The 14,801-nt window shown below is 66.5% G+C and carries 10 protein-coding genes; 3 read left to right on the top strand and 7 right to left on the bottom strand.

The window, feature by feature from the left end; translation table 11 throughout:
• Both AX729_RS20870 and AX729_RS20865 read left to right on the top strand, forming a co-directional pair.
• Positions 1 to 560, top strand: a 560-nt coding sequence (locus AX729_RS20870) for a LysM peptidoglycan-binding domain-containing protein (RefSeq protein ID WP_156457104.1), incomplete at its 5' end; no start/stop codon positions are given.
• A gap of 229 nt (positions 561 to 789) precedes the next feature.
• A complete protein-coding gene (locus AX729_RS20865) occupies positions 790 to 2,046 on the top strand; it encodes a Spy/CpxP family protein refolding chaperone (protein WP_082770492.1) in 1,257 nt (418 codons plus the stop codon).
• Positions 2,047 to 2,109: 63 nt separating this feature from the next.
• Here AX729_RS20865 and AX729_RS20860 read toward each other — a convergent pair whose 3' ends face one another.
• The 3 genes from AX729_RS20860 to AX729_RS20850 all read right to left on the bottom strand — a co-directional run bounded on the left by AX729_RS20860 (position 2,110) and on the right by AX729_RS20850 (position 8,058).
• Entirely contained in the window at positions 2,110 to 2,976 is an 867-nt protein-coding gene (locus AX729_RS20860; RefSeq protein ID WP_061026252.1) for a hypothetical protein, read from the bottom strand.
• A 353-nt stretch (positions 2,977 to 3,329) separates the two neighbouring features.
• Complete coding sequence (locus AX729_RS20855) at positions 3,330 to 5,777, bottom strand: adenylate/guanylate cyclase domain-containing protein (RefSeq protein ID WP_061026251.1); 2,448 nt, start codon at positions 5,775 to 5,777, stop codon at positions 3,330 to 3,332.
• A 226-nt stretch (positions 5,778 to 6,003) separates the two neighbouring features.
• Positions 6,004 to 8,058, bottom strand: a complete 2,055-nt coding sequence (locus AX729_RS20850; RefSeq protein ID WP_061026250.1) for an AsmA family protein — start codon at positions 8,056 to 8,058, stop codon at positions 6,004 to 6,006.
• A 235-nt stretch (positions 8,059 to 8,293) separates the two neighbouring features.
• Here AX729_RS20850 and AX729_RS20845 point away from each other — a divergent pair, with 235 nt between their 5' ends.
• On the top strand, positions 8,294 to 8,968 hold the full coding sequence (locus AX729_RS20845; protein ID WP_061026249.1) for a Crp/Fnr family transcriptional regulator: 675 nt from the start codon (positions 8,294 to 8,296) through the stop codon (positions 8,966 to 8,968).
• 169 nt (positions 8,969 to 9,137) lie between these two features.
• Here AX729_RS20845 and AX729_RS20840 read toward each other — a convergent pair whose 3' ends face one another.
• The 4 genes from AX729_RS20840 to AX729_RS20825 form a co-directional block, all read right to left on the bottom strand.
• Positions 9,138 to 12,302, bottom strand: coding sequence for an efflux RND transporter permease subunit (locus tag AX729_RS20840; protein ID WP_061026248.1), 3,165 nt, complete (start codon positions 12,300 to 12,302; stop codon positions 9,138 to 9,140).
• Positions 12,302 to 13,231, bottom strand: coding sequence for an efflux RND transporter periplasmic adaptor subunit (locus AX729_RS20835; protein WP_061026254.1), 930 nt, complete (start codon positions 13,229 to 13,231; stop codon positions 12,302 to 12,304). The genes AX729_RS20840 and AX729_RS20835 overlap by 1 nt, the downstream gene beginning before the upstream one ends.
• Before the next feature lie 158 nt (positions 13,232 to 13,389).
• Positions 13,390 to 14,061: an OmpA family protein gene (locus tag AX729_RS20830; protein WP_061026253.1), complete on the bottom strand. Its 672-nt coding sequence runs from the start codon at positions 14,059 to 14,061 to the stop codon at positions 13,390 to 13,392.
• 145 nt (positions 14,062 to 14,206) lie between these two features.
• Positions 14,207 to 14,801 (bottom strand): tetratricopeptide repeat protein (locus AX729_RS20825; RefSeq protein ID WP_156457102.1); only part of this gene is annotated, 595 nt, incomplete at its 5' end.

Genomic DNA, 14,801 nt, shown 5'->3' with positions numbered 1-14,801 from the left:
CCCCGCCGCAGCTTCCTGCCGGCTCCTACGAATTGACGCTCCGGGCCAGGGCGCCGGACGGAACGGTTGCGGAGTCCGGCCGGACCATGCCGGTGACCATCGCCGCTGCGGCGCCGCCCCCGGCGCGGCCCGCACCGGCCGCGAAGCAGGAGGCCGTGCAAGAGGCGAAACAAGAGACGAAGCAGGCCGAGAAGCCGGATGACAAGCCGGAGGTCGTGGCCGCCCTGCCATCGGCCTCGCCGCGCCTGGCCTCCGTGCCTGACAGGCAAGCAGCCCGGCCGAAATTGGTCGGTGCGCCCAAGCCCAAGGTGCTGGCGCGCGCGCCGGCGGCCACTTCGGTCGCATCGGCGTCGCCCGCGGACGTGCTCACCGCCACACCGGCAGAGGCAGGCGGCAGCCGGGTCGTGGCCCGCGGCGACAGCCTGTGGGCGCTCAGCCGGCTCGCTTACGGCGACGGCGGCCGTTACCAGGCGATCTTCAATGCCAACCGCGACAAGATCCAGAACCCCAATCTGATCTATCCCGGCCAGACCTTCGTGGTGCCGCAAAAGGCGGAATGAGCTGCGCTGCTCGTCATTCCGGCGCATCCGGAAATGACGAGCCGCCGGACGCGAGCAAGACCGCATCGCCACACCCCGCGGCGCTTTGTCCTGTGTCTCTCCGGAACAATCGGTTCCCTCGCGCGTCATTGTGCTGCGACGCATTGCGCGCTCGGCGCGGGAGGAGGGCCAGGACGTGGCCAAGTCTGTGGTCCAGTCTGTGGTCAAGTCGGCGATCATTCCGCGACGCATGGGACTGGCGCTGGCCGGCGCGGCCCTGGTGATTGCGGCCGTGTTGCTGCCTGGCAAAGCCGAGGCGCAATTCGGATTGCGCGGCGGTCCGCTCGGAGTCGCGCGTTTCGCCGTCGGCCACATGCTCGGCATGTCGCGCCTGCGTCATCCCCGCATGGCCGTGCGCGGTGGCCGTTATCGCTCCGCTGCGCTGAGGTCGCAGGACCCGCGCCGGGCCGAGCGCGGCCAGCTGTCCAACCCTTACGTCCTGCGTGCGGCCCTCACGGCGCAGGCTGCGCTGGCGGGCTGGCATGGCGGCCGCCGCCCGCAGGGCTGGTGGCGCCATCCCGACGGCAGCTACGGCTGGGTCGGCCCGGTGTTCTGGCCGTTCGCGCATGACGATCTCACCACCGCGATCATCCTCGGCGACTCCACCAGCCTCTCCTTCTATGGCTATGGCGACATCTATGCCGCGATCTTCGCGCCCTATGCGGCGACGGAGCTCGCCGCCTACACCGCGCCGCAAGGCCGCCGCGGACGAAGGGTTCCGACGGCAGAAACGCTCTGCGAGGCCAGCGATACCGGCGGCCTGCCGGTCGACCGCATCGCCGCGGCGATCACGCCGAACGAATTGCAGCGCACCGCGCTCGACGAGCTCGCATCCGCCTGGCTTGCAGCGCGCGACACCATTCGCGCCGCGTGCCCGGCGCAAGCTCCGGCGACGGCCTCCGAGCGCCTCGGCCTGATGCGCGAGCGGCTCGAGGCCATGATCAAGGCGACGGACGAGGTCGCGCAGCCGCTGTCGAAGTTCGTCGATCTCCTCAATGACGACCAGAAGGCCAGGCTCGAGGCGCTCGCCAATGAGCGTCGCACGGCGCTCGCCGCGATTCAGCGCAAGGACGCGCAGGCGGCGGCCGCCTGCCAGGCGGACTACGATCCGCGCTATGACGAAAAGGCGCAGCGCCAATACGAGCAGCTCGTGCAGCAGCAATGGCCCGCCGAAGACGTCGCCGCCACGCTCAAGCTCGACGAGGTCGGCCGCGCCCGCTTCGAGGTGCTGCAGGACGCAACCCTGCGCACCATGGAAACGCTGAGCGCCTGCCCGAGGCAAGCGGCCGCCACACCGCAGGCCCGCCTCGCGGCCGTGAAGGCGCGGTTGCAGACGATGCTGCAATCCGTCGGCGGCATCAGCGACGCGCTCGACGATTTCCAGGCGGATCTGAGCGACGAGCAGAAGGCCGCCTTCGAGGCGATCGGGCCGAAGCGGGGGGCGTGATCAGAGCGTTTTCGAGCGAAGTGGATACCGGTTCGCGTCAAGCAAAACGCGTCAAACTAAAGCCTACCCGCAAGCCCATTCGAACTTCATGTCCCTGAAGTCGAGCTGGGCGTTGCCGCCGCCGAAATTGTAGCCGCCGAAATATTCCTCGAACTCGATATAGAACGGGCTCATCTCCGGCTCGACCTGGCAAGGCCGCATGGTGCCGCCGAGATGGTTGGGGGCATGGTCCTTGACCCAGTCATGCAGACGGTAATTATCGCCGCTCAGCACGCCTCCGACGAAATAGTAATAGGACTGATAGCCGGTCGGCGGGTTCTTGCGTGTGTCCTCGTCCTGCGGGCCCTTGCCCGCATTGGGATCATTCGCGCGGGGCGTCATGGCGATTGCGCGGGTTTCAGTGAGATCGGTGCGCGGCGGCGCGGCGAACATCTTCCTGACGTAAGGCGCGGCGGCCTCGTAGAAGGCGCTGGCGCCGCCGACGTCGAGCCAGCGCGGCCGCTCCGCCGTCGCCAGCGCCAGCGGTGCCGGCGGCGTCGCGAACCCGCCCTCGTATTCCGATTTGGTGAGAAGCAGTGCGGCATATTCGTAGTCGAGAATGTCGGTCATGCGCGACAGGCGCGGATGCGCGGGCCGCGCCATCACCGCTTCGCGGATTTCGGGATCGTCGGGTGCGCCGCCGTCATTGTGATCGGGCGCGGTGGCAAAGAACGACACCGCGACGATGTCCTCGCCATGCACGCGATAATCCTCCGGCAGCAGCAGCGTGAACCCGTGCATGAGCGGATAGCCGCTGACCGGATCGAGCGGCCATTCTTCGCTCGTGATGCCCGGCGGCAACCCAAAGACCCAGCCATGATCGCGCGCGCGGTCGGCGGGGCGGTCCAGCATCTGCAGATCATAAGCACGCGAAGGCAATGCAAACGCCACGGTCCGTCTCCATCCGGATTCCAGCCTCGCCAATGAGGCGAGGGTTGGTCGCGGGGAGGAGGGATGTGGTTCGGGGGGAGGGGCCGTGGAGATCATACCATTCTGCCGATGTTTTGCCCGACAAGTCAAACCGCGCCAGCACGTGCGTAAGGCACGCGTAACCCCTTGATCTCAAAGACCTCGTCTACTGTGCATGGGGTTGTTTTCGACGTTTTTGATTTAGGGACATCTCGGCTGCGGCCTGATGTCATTCTCTCGGGCCCGCTTGCGGCGAGCAGTAGTCAAGGATTCCTTGACTACTTGCCTCTGGAGAACGTGCAGATGATGAGTGTGCGTGGGTCCGTGAGCCGCAGCTACCCCCGCCGCCGCGCCGCGGCCGCATCAACCACGTTCTCCACCTCCTCGCGCCAGCTCAGGATCTCCATCGCGAGCACCGGGTGGTTAAAACCCTTGAGCTGGAGATCGTCGAGGGCGCGGGCTTCGACCCAGGGCTCGACCATGCCGTAGACGCGGCGGCTCACCACGATCTGGTTGGGCTTGGCTTCGCCGCAGAGGCGGGAGGCGAGGTTGGTGACGCTGCCGATAGCGGCATATTCCAGCCGCTGCTCGAAGCCGACCTGGCCGAGCGTGGCATAGCCGAGCGCGATGCCGATGCCGAAGCCGAGGCTGTGCCCGCGGTTGCGCCAGCGCTCGGTCAGGGGGCCGATGGTGTCGCGCATCTCCACCGCCATCTTCACCGCGCGCTTGACGTGGTCCTCGAACTGGATCGGCGCGTTGAACAGGATCATCACGCCGTCGCCGGCATATTTGTCGAGCGTGCCCTCGTATTTGAAGATCAGCTTGCCGAGCGCGGCGTGATACTCGCGCAGCACGTTCATCGCCTCTTCCGGCTCGGTCGCTTCCGTGAACGCGGTGAAGCCGCGCAGGTCGCAGAATACGACCGTGACCTCGCGGCGCTGGCTGGTGAGCAGTCCCTCGGGGCTGTCGGAGGAGGCGATCAGCTGCGCCACCTGCGGCGCCAGGAAACGCTCGAGCTTGCGGATGCGCTCGATCTCGCCGAGCTGGGTCTTGACGCGCGCCTCCAGCGACTTGTTCCAGTCCTTGAGCTGCTCGGTCTGCTCGCGCAGCTTGTCCGCCTGGGCGCGCACGGTCTTGTTCGCGGCCTCCAGCGCGTGGCTCTTGTGGTCGACCTCGCTGAACAGCCGCGCATTGCGCATCGCCAGCACGGCCTGGTTGGCGAAGGTGCGCATCAGGCCGATGACGCTGCCGGCGAACTCGCCGCCGGCGCGGCGCAGCACCACCAGCGAGCCCAGCGTGCCCTGCTGGTCGATCAGCGGCACCACCAGCACCGAGTTGAAGCCGGCCGCGAGCGCGACCTCGCGCAGCGGCTGCTCGGCGGCCTCGTCGAGTGCGGCGAGCGCGATCGGCTCGCCGCTGGCGGCGGCATCGCTCAGGATGTTCTCGCCCTGCGCGATGGTGACATGCGCGCCGTCGGCGGATTTGTCGATGCCGTTGGCCTCGACCAGGTTGAAGCGGCGCGCCTCGGCGTCGAAGCCGTAGATCAGCACCGCGTCGGCGCGGGTGATCTCGATGGCGCGGGCCGCGATCGTCGCAAGCACCGCGTTGAGATCGAGCGAGGAGGCCACCGCGCGGCCGACCTCCTCCAGCACCTTGAGCTCGTGGATCGACTGCGCGAGGTCGCGGGTGCGTTCCTCGACCTTGCTCTCCAGGTTCGAATAGGTCTCCTGGATCTGGTCGGCCATGCGGTTGAACTGCCCGGCGAGGTCTTCCAGCTCGTCGGAGGTGTGCACGTCGATGCGGTGGCTGAAATCGCCTTCGCCGAGCTTGTGCGCGCCGTCGCGTAGCGCCGTGATCGGGATGATCATGCGGCGTGCCAGCAGCGTGCCGGCGAGGATCGCGACCATCAGGCCGATGCCGATCAGCAGCGCGATGCGCACCAGCTGGTCGCGGATCGGCATCAAGGCCTGCGTGGTCGGCTGCTCGAACAGCACGCTCCAGCCGAGCTTCGGCACGATGCTCGCGGCGCTCATCACGGCATGGCCGTTGAAGTCGGTGCCGGACGAGGCGGGCTCGTGGCCGGGCGCGATCGCGGCCGCAACCTGCGGCAGCTTGGAGAGATCCTTGCCGACCTCGGGTCCTTTCGAGGACGTCGCCAGCACCCGGCCGCGCGGGTCGACGACATAGGCGAAGGCCGCCTTGCCGACCTGGGCGTCGGACAGGAAGTCGGAGAGGAAGCTGAGATCGATCTCGGCCACGGTGACGCCGGCATTGAAGCCGGAATGCGCCACCGAGATCGACATCAGCGGCGTCCGGTCGGCGAACCAGGCCGGCGCATAGCTGACGCCGCGGGCGACGGCGTCGGTGAAGCGCGCGTCGCGGGAGAGGTCGGCATTGCCGCCGGTCGTGGTCGAATGCCTGGAGACGCGCAGCACCTCGCGGCCGTCGCCGTTGAGCTGGAACAGCTGGTTGACGTCGGAGACCTGGTGCAGCAGCTGGGCGTAGTCGGCGCGGCGCTTCTCCAGCGTGTCCTGGCTCGCCCGCGTCACCCAGCTGATCTGGCGGTCGAGCTCGGAGATCGACTGCTCGATCCGCCGGGCGGCCGCCTGCGCCTTGTCCTCAAGCCCGTCGGTCAGCTGTGTCCGGGTGGCGCGGTAGGAGATCCAGGTCTCCATCGCGCCGTTGACGGCGAGGACGAACACGACGAGGCCGACGAGGGAGACGACGTATTTGGCGAACAGGCCCCCGCGCAGAGATCGTGTCTTGTCGTTCGCTCCTGCCATCCCGATCCTCTCGCGCCGCCATCGACGCCGGCGCTGCGGGCCGTGCAGGCCCTTCCGCGCCGTTCTACCACAATTTGGGCCTTGGGGCGGTCGCCCGGCCGGCGGACCGGCCGGTGTGGTTACTCCTTGGGGACTTCCGGGCAGGCGGAAGGGGGTGAATTGCCGCTGGCTCATCCGTTCGGCGGAAGTCTCAGCGATGGAAGCGATGCGAGGATTTTCCCGTCGATCAGCGATTGAAGAGTTGCCGCAGCACGTCGTTCATTGGCTGACTGTCCTGCTGTGCCGGCGGCGGGTCCTCCAGGGCGGGGTCCGCGGGCGAGGCCCGCGGCGCCGGCGTGGAGGGCGTTGCCGGCAAGCTGCGGCTGCGGCCGGAGCCAGTGCCGGTTGCCGCGCCACTGGACAGCCCCTGCTGGATCAGATTGCCGATCGCCTCGCCCAGTTGGCCGCCGAGCAGATTGTCTTGCCCGGGCTGCTGGGCCTGCGGATTGGCATTGCCGGCTGCATTGCCGCCGCCCGGCGCGGTGGTACCACCCAACCCGAGACTGCCCAGGATGTTGCCGAGCCCGGCGCCGTCTGGGCCGAACAGGCCCTTGCCCATCTCGCGCAGCTTGGCATAGGCGGCCTCGGGATTGTCCAGCATGCCGGCCATATCGGGATAGATCCGCGGCTGCGACCAGCTGCCCTGGATCATCACGGGGATGCCGAAGCCGACCGACTCGGAGGTGCGGCCCTGGCCTTCGGTCGTCATCACGAGCTTCGGCTCGACGCGAAAGCCCATCATCTTGGTGTCGAGGGCGATCGTGCCGGCGCCGGTCACGCGCACCAGCGGCCCTATCAGATTGAGATCGGTCGTCACCGCCTGACCCTTGTCGATGCGGAAGGAGGCCGAGAGCTGCGACAGATCCGTGCTCTGTTCCTGGCCGGGGTCCTGATTTCCTTGCCAGCCGGACAGCGTGCCCGCCGTCAGCGAGCGAATCATCTGCGCGACATTGATGCCGCGGATCGCGCCGTCCTGGAAATTGACGAAGGCCGTGCCCTGCATGTTCGCCATCAACGCGCGCTGGCTGGTGCCCGCGCTGCGCAAAGCGAGCTTGGCTTGCAGCTTGCCGTCGATCCGGTCGAATTCGGCGAGGCCCTGGAGCAGCGGCAGCGCGCGCACGCCGACGAGGTCGGAATGCATGGCAAAGCTCGGCGCGCCGCTGGTCGCATCCAGGATCACTTCGCCCGAGACCTGGCCGCCATAGGCGCCGAGATTGGCGGTGCCGGCCTTCAGCACGCCGCCGGCGAGCTTGGCATCGAGCGCCAGCGGCGCGATGCGCGCATCGCCGATCAAGGCTTCGTTCGCGGAGATCCTCACCTGCGCATCGACATAGTTGAGCCCGGACACGTTGATCGGCGCATCGCTCCAGGGCTGCCCGGCCGTGCCCTGCGGCGATTTCGCCAGCGGCATCGCGAGCCGCTGGAAATCGAGGTCGACCTTGACCAGGGGCTTGCTCGCAATGTCGATCCAAGCCCAGCCGTTGAATGCGCCGTCGCCGAGCTTGCCGTTCACGCCGTTGATCATCACCACGTCGCGGTTGAGCCGCATCTCGGCGTGACCGGTGAGCTGGGACTTCAGCACGCCGGGCATGTCGATGGCGAAATCCACCGGAACCGTCGGCCGTTCGGCGGGCGATGCCGGCGCGATTGCCTTGATGTCGAACTTGGTCGGATGCTCGCCGACGCGCGCGGTGCCGGTGATATTGACCTTGCGGTCGCGGTCGACGGTCGCGTCGGCGTTGATGGCGCTGATGCGGCCCTCGACACGATCGCGCAGGCGCGAGAATGCGACTTCGCCGTCGATCACCTTGATGCGGTCGATGGTGGCGCCATTGGTATCGAGCGCCAGCGGCTTCGACGCGGCGCCGGCATTCGGCAGGCGCTCACGCAGCAGCGGCTGGTAGAGCACGGGATGGGTGACGACGATCTCGCCGATCTCGGGGCGGCCCGACCATACGCTGGCGAGCGACATGTCTGCCTGCACGCTGTCGATCGTCAGGCGCGTGATGCCGCTGCGATCCTTGGGATCGGCCAGCGTGAGGTCGTTCAGGGTGACGTTCAGCGTCGGCCACAGGCTGATCTTCGTGGAGCCGTCGATCGACAAGCGATAGCCGGTCGCACTCTCGACACGCGAGGCAATCGTCGAGGTCAGGAAGCCCGAGGGGATGCCGACCACCAGCAGCAGTGCGATCACGATGATGACGGCGGCCAAAGCCCCGCCGGCGAATTTCAATGCTCTCATGTCGACTTTCCAACGACGGACAATCGGCGTCGAATCCGGCAGACTGCCCGTCCCTTGCGCCTGAGTTTATCCCCGGACGGGAAGCGGCTCCAAGCGCGTAAAAATAGTCGGGGGGTGCTGCAAAGTTATGTGACTTATGACACACTTCCCCAGCGCGGTTTTACGCGATCCTGAAGTCGATGGTTTCAAGCGATTTGCCAAGCACAATGACCAGTAGGTTCACAAGGACATTGAAATGAGCAAGCAGGCCGAATTTGCGGTCATCCTGAAGATGAATCCGATGTTCGCCGATCTCGGCGCAGACGAGCTCCAGCGGCTGTCCAATCTCTGTCACACCCAGCATCTGGGGAACGGGGAGGTACTGTTCCAGAAGGGCGATCCCGGGGACGCGCTGTTCGGCGTGCGCCGCGGACAGGTCCGCATCGAGACCGGCGCCTCCGACGGCAGCCGGCTGACGCTGAATTTCATGGGGCCGGGCGACCTGTTCGGCGAGGTCGCGGTGCTGGACGGCCAGAACCGCACGGCAGACGCCACCGCCGGCGAGGCCAGCGAGCTGTTCGTGCTGCGGCGCGAGGATTTCCTCGGCTTCCTCGAGCGCGAGCCGAAGGTGGCGATCAAGATCATCGCATTGCTGTGCCAGCGCATCCGCTGGCAGAGCGAGCGCATGGAGGAATCCATGCTGCAGCCGCTGCCGGTTCGCCTGGCGCGGCGGCTCTGCGCGCTCGCCGCCGATTTCGGCTCCGAGGTCCACATCTCGCAGGAGCAGCTCGGCGTCTTCGTCGGCGCCGCGCGCGAGAGCGTCAACCGCCAGCTTCAGGCCTGGCGCAAGGATGCGATCCTGGATCTCCAGCGCGGCCGCATCCTGCTGCGGAACATGACCAAGCTGACGGCGATCGCGCGGAACGAGTGAAGGCGCCAACTGCACCCCGTGTCGGGGCGAGATAGCTCGTCACAGGAGCCCGGCTGGAGAGCCGTGGCTTAAGCGGTGCGCTTGAACGTATTGTAGCGGACGCGATCTGCCGCGATGTCAGGCTCATGCGCATCGCTTGCAGGCACGTCCCGCGCTTCCGGCGTCGCGACTACTCCGCCGCCGGGTGCACGATGCTCCTTGGTGCCGGAGCCGCACCCGCCGGCGCGGCACCCGCGGGCGTCGCCGCGTGATGGTCGTCGGTTTCCGCATCCTCGCTGTGCACGATCAGCCGCTTGGCGAAGCGCCAGATCAGGGCGCCGACATCGTCCATCACCATGAACATCGCAGGCACGAACACCAGCGACAGGATCGTCGAGAAGATCAGGCCGCCGATCACCGCGAGCGCCATCGGGGAGCGGAATTCGCCGCCGGCGCCGACCGCGAGCGCGCTCGGTATCATGCCGGCCGCCATCGCGATCGTGGTCATCACGATCGGTCGGGCGCGCTTCATGCCGGCGTCGATCATCGCCTCCTCGCGCGGCTTGCCCGCGTGAATGGCTTCGATGGCGAATTCCACCAGCATGATCGCGTTCTTGGTGACGATGCCCATCAGCATCAGGATGCCGATCCACACCGGCGTGGTGAGCTGCTTGCCGGTGAGGAGCAGGGCCGCGATGGCGCCGCCGATCGAGAGCGGCAGCGAGAACAGGATGGTGATCGGCTGCAGGAAGGTGCCGAACAGCAGCACCAGCACGGCGTAGACCATCATCAGTCCCGCTGTGATCGCGGTCGCGAAGCCGTCCGACAATTCGTTCAAGCTTTCCGCGTCGCCGGAGGGTGAGACCTTCACGCCCTTCGGCAGGGTCTTCATGACCGGCAGGTCGTAGATCTTCTTGGTGGCATCGCCGAGCGCGGCGGAGCCGACGAGGTCGGCGGCAACGGTCGCCTGACGTTCGCGATCGTAGCGGTTGATGCTGGTCGGACCCTGGTCGAGCTTGACGTCGGCGATGACGGAGAGCGGCACGCCACCTTTCTCGCCGCGCTCGCCGAGCGGCACGCGGAGCTGCTCCAGCGTCTTCAGATTGCCGCGGGCGGCGTCCTCGAGCTGCACGCGGATCGGAACCAGGCGGTCGCCGACGTCGAACTTCGCGAGCGCAGGCCCGACGTCGCCGATGGTGGCGACGCGGATGGTCTGCGATAGGCTCTCCGTCGAGACGCCGAGCCGTGCGGCGAGATCGGCGCGCGGCTCGATGCGCAGCTCGGGTCGCTCCAGCGAAGTCTCCGAGATCACGTTGGAGATGGTGGGAATGCGCTTCATCTGCGTCGCGAGCTCGCTCGCGACGTTGTTGACGATGTTGGGGTCGACGCCGGTCACGACCAGCGAGATCGCGCGCAGGCCGTTCTCGTCCAGGAACCAGAAACGAATGTCGGGAACGTTCTCCAGCTCCTGGGTGATGGAGAATTCAAGCTCGCGCTGGGTGATGTCGCGGCTGTCCTTGGGCGTGTAGTTGATGATCAGGGCCGCGCGCCGGACCTCCTGGGTCCCGGGCGGGACGCGCCCGCCGTCCACGAAGATGCTCTTGACCTCGGGCCGCTTGCGCAGGCGCGCGACGATGTCCTCGGTGACCTTTTCGGTGTAGGCGAGCTGGGTGCCGGGCGGCAGCTCGAGCGCAAGCAGCGAGCGGGCGCTGTCCTGGGCCGGCAGGAATCCCTGCGGCAGCAGCGTGATGCTCCAGATCGAGGCGGCGAAGACCCCGAGACCGATCAGCACCGTGATGAAATAGTGCTTCACCGACCAGGCCACGAGCCGATGATAGGTGCGCAAGATGCGGCCGGGCGGCGGTTCCACATGTGCGTGATGTTTGAGGAAGTAGGCGGCCAGCACAGGCGTGACGAATCGGGCCGCAAGCAGCGAGAAGAACACCTGCACCGAGACGGTGATGCCGAACTGCTTGAAGAACTGTCCGGCGATGCCCGACATGAAGCTCGCGGGTGCGAAGATCGCGATGATGGTCAGCGAAATCGCGATGACTGCAAGTCCGATCTCGTCGGCGGCCTCGAGCGCGGCACGATAGGGCGACTTGCCCATGTTCATGTGCCGGACGATGTTCTCGATCTCGACGATGGCATCGTCGACGAGGATGCCTGTCGACAGCGTGATGGCGAGAAAGCTGACCAGATTCAGCGAGAAGCCGAGCAGGTCCATCGCCCAGAACGCCGGGAAGATCGATAGCGGCAGCGAGATCGCGGCGATGATGGTCGCGCGCAAGTCGCGCAGGAACAGGAGCACGATGACGACGGCGAGGATGGCGCCTTCGAACAGCGTCGAGATCGCCGCGTGGTAATTGCCCTTGGTATATTCGACCGAGGTGTCGATCACCTTCAGGTCGACGTCGGGATAGGAGGCCTTGAGCGCGTCGATGCGCTTCTGCACGGCCTCGGCCACCTTCACGTCGCTGGCGCCCTTGGAACGCTTGATGCCGAGCGCGACGATGGGCTCGCCGTTGAAGCGGGCGAAGGTGCGGCGATCGGCGATGGTGTCGGTGACGGTGCCGAGGTCGTCGAGCCGCACCTCGCCGCCGCCGAACAGCGGGATCATGGTGCCGGCGAGATCGCCCAGCGTCTTGGCGCCCGCGAGCGTGCGGATCGCCTGGTCGTTCTTGCCGATCTCGGCGCGGCCGCCGGCGACGTCGACATTGGTGCCGCGCAGGCTCTGGCTGACATTGACGGCGGTCAGTCCCATCGCCTGCAAACGATCGGGATCCAGCGAGACCAGGATCTCGCGCTCGACACCGCCGATGCGCTCCACCTGGGCGACGCCGCGCACGCCTTGCAACGCGCGCTTGACCACGTCGTCGACGAAATAGGAGAGTTGCTCCGGCGTCTTGCCGGGCGAGATCGCGGCATAGGTCACGATCGGCAGGCCGATGACGTCGACGCGCTGGATCAACGGCTCGGTGACGTTCTGCGGCAGATTGGACCGTACGCGCGTCACGGCGTCCTTGACGTCGTTGAGCGCCCGGTCCGTGTTGGTCTCGAGCGCGAACTGGATCGTGGTGATCGACAGGCCGTCGGTGATCGAGGAGGTGATGTGCCTGACGCCCTCGACGCCGGAGACCGCGTCTTCGACCGTCTTGGTGACCTGGGATTCGAGCTCGGCTGGTGCCGCGCCGAACTGCGAGACCGCAACCGAGATCACGGGAATGTCGGCCGACGGCAGCCGCGTCACCGCAAGCTTGGTGAAGGAGACCCAGCCGAGAATCAGGAGAATGATCGAAAAGACGACAGACGGCAGCGGATTACGGATCGACCATGCCGAGATATTGAGAGCCATCAGCGTACCCGCGTGCGATCGAGTTCATCGGCGAACATGGTCTTGATCTGGTCGCCGTCATGGAGCGAAGAGCCGGCGTCCGCCACGACGATGTCGCCGACCTCCAGGCCTTCCAGAATTTCCGTCGAGGTGTCGGACGACAGTCCGACCCGCACCTTGCGTGTCTCGATGACGTTGCCTTTGACGACCTGAACCATGAGATGGTCGATCGCGGTCTTGGGGATCGAAACGCCGCAGCTGCGCTTGGCGTCAATCGAGGCGCGGGCGAACACGCCGACCTTGAGCGAGGGATTGTTGGCGACGCTGATGCGGACGCGCCCGAGCTGGGTGGCGCGGTCGATCTCGGGTGCAACCAGCCGGACCCGTCCGATCAGATCGGGCGCGTCGTCCCGGCTGATGCGCACGGTCGCGCCGGAGCTGAGCTTGGACATGTGCACCGCCGGAACCTGGGCGTCGAGCTCGATCTCGTTGTTGACGGCGATGCGGAACATGGGACCGGCCTGCGGCGAGGCCGGTGCGCCGACGATGGTGCGCACCTCGGTGACGAGGCCCGGTGCGGGTGCTTTGAGCGAGATCGGGCCTTGCGAGCCGGGGCGCTGCGGCTGGCCCGGGATCTGCGGTGGCGGAGTCAGGCGCGCCAGCTCCTGGTTGTCGGCGACCATGGCGCCCTCGGTGACCAAGAGGTCGGTGACCCGGGAGCCTTCCTGGTCGGCAACGACCACGGCCTCGCGGCGCGGCACGAAGAAACCGGTCACCCGGACCAGGTCGGAGAAGCAGGCATTGGTCGACTTCGTCACGATGACGAGCGCCTCGCCCGGCGTCTCCTTTGGTTCGGGCCGATGCCGATGATCGAACAGATAATAGCCGACGCCGGCCGCGACGACGAGCACCACGGTTCCGGCCGGCTTGAGATATTCAGTCAAGTTCATCGCCGGATCATCCTGACCGGGCTCACGGCCATCCACGCGAGGCCAACACAGAGCGTTTCCCTGAAATGAAGCGGCGTCCCGCAAGGCTGCGGGACGCGCTTTGAAAGCGAGACCTTACACCACATCACGACCTGTCACTGCAAAGGATTAAGTCGTGCTCACTTCGACGCGGTGGTCTTGTTTTCCATGTTGACGACCTGCACGCGGCGGTTGACCTCTGCCATCGGCTGGCTCGGATTCTTGAGCTTGCTCTCGCCGTAGCCCACGGTGACGAGATCGGTCGCGGAGATGTTGTACTTCTCGACGAGGTAGCGCTTGATCGAATCCGCGCGACGCTCTGAAAGCTCCTGGTTGTAAGCGTCGCTGCCGGCGGCGTCGGTGTGGCCGGCGACCACGAAGGTCGAGCCCTTCAGATCGGGGCTGGTCAACGCCCGGCCGAGCGCCTGCACGGACGGCATCGATTTGGCGCTGATATTGGCGGAGTTGTAGTCGAACGTGATTTCGAGATCGATGTTCGGCTTGTCCTTGGCGGCTGAGGCGATTTCCTCGCGCTCGGTCGACGACAGCGAGCGCGTTGAGCGGCCGCGCACGGACTGAAGCAGCTTGGTCTCCGCCGCATTCGGCGCGGGCTCTGTCTGGGGGGCCATCGAGAGGCCGCGGGTCAGGGGCTTCTTGGCCGGCGGCGCGAGCGCGCGGACGATCTCGTCCTCGGAGACATTCTTGCTGTTGCCGTCATCGCCCGCATATGCGGCCGATGGGGGCAATGACAGAACGGCGCCGACGGTGATGATGGACAGGATCGCGGTTAGTCCTTTTGCAGCCAATCTCATAGCCAGTCCCTCCTGCGCAGCCAGCTCGCGTGCTTCCAAATTCCGGCAACAATGCCCCGGAAAAGGCTTGTTGCGGCATCCGCCCATTAGTCTTGCTTGGGCTGTTCAAGGTTCGAGGGTTCGATCGCCTCGACCATAAAAAATATCAACGCACTCCGTAGCTTGCGAATTCCTGAACGATGTTCGGGTCCATCGCCTTGGCATTGGCGATGTCCAGCGCCCCTTCCTGGGCCGAGCCGTTGCGTTGCTTGGCAAGGCCCCGTCCGTAGAGCGAGGAGGTCAGGCGCGGGTTGATCTTCAGGGCCGCGTCGAAATCGGCGATGGCATTCTTCACAGCTCCCGACTTGAGGTTGACGAGTCCCCGGCTGTCCAGCGCATCGACGAAGTTCGGCCGCAGCCGCAGCGCCTCGTTGCAATCCTTCAGTGCGCCCTGGAGATCGCCGACCACGGTGCGGGTCCAGCAGCGGTTGTTCAGCGCCTCGACGTCCTTCGAATTGATCCGGAGGGTGTCGTCGAAATCCTTGATCGCGAGGTTGTAGGCGCCCTTGCTGGCATAGACCTGGCCGCGCCGGTACAGCGCGTTCACGTCGTCCGGATTGGCGGCGATCTTGGCGGTCAGGCCCTTGATCGTGGGGTCGTCAGCCAGCGCGGCGGCGCTGGGTCCACTGTCGGTGCTCGGCGCGAGGCCAGGATCGATCGGTTTCACCGGCGGAGGCGGCGGGGGCAGGGCGGCCTCGATC

The sequence above is a fragment of the Bradyrhizobium sp. CCH5-F6 genome (genome assembly GCF_001556045.1).
Classification (GTDB): Bacteria; Pseudomonadota; Alphaproteobacteria; order Rhizobiales; family Xanthobacteraceae; genus Bradyrhizobium.
The sequence above is the reverse complement of the archived record's forward strand: the minus strand, read 5'-3'. Positions and strand labels throughout refer to the sequence as shown.

Excerpts from the sequence above, each read along its gene's own strand:
- AX729_RS20865 (WP_082770492.1), top strand. The coding sequence starts at position 790 with ATGGGACTGGCGCTGGCCGGCGCGGCCCTGGTGATTGCGGCCGTGTTG.
- AX729_RS20855 (WP_061026251.1), bottom strand. The coding sequence starts at position 5,777 with ATGGCAGGAGCGAACGACAAGACACGATCTCTGCGCGGGGGCCTGTTC.
- AX729_RS20850 (WP_061026250.1), bottom strand. The coding sequence starts at position 8,058 with ATGAGAGCATTGAAATTCGCCGGCGGGGCTTTGGCCGCCGTCATCATC.
- AX729_RS20845 (WP_061026249.1), top strand. The coding sequence starts at position 8,294 with ATGAGCAAGCAGGCCGAATTTGCGGTCATCCTGAAGATGAATCCGATG.
- AX729_RS20840 (WP_061026248.1), bottom strand. The coding sequence starts at position 12,302 with ATGGCTCTCAATATCTCGGCATGGTCGATCCGTAATCCGCTGCCGTCT.
- AX729_RS20835 (WP_061026254.1), bottom strand. The coding sequence starts at position 13,231 with ATGAACTTGACTGAATATCTCAAGCCGGCCGGAACCGTGGTGCTCGTC.
- AX729_RS20830 (WP_061026253.1), bottom strand. The coding sequence starts at position 14,061 with ATGAGATTGGCTGCAAAAGGACTAACCGCGATCCTGTCCATCATCACC.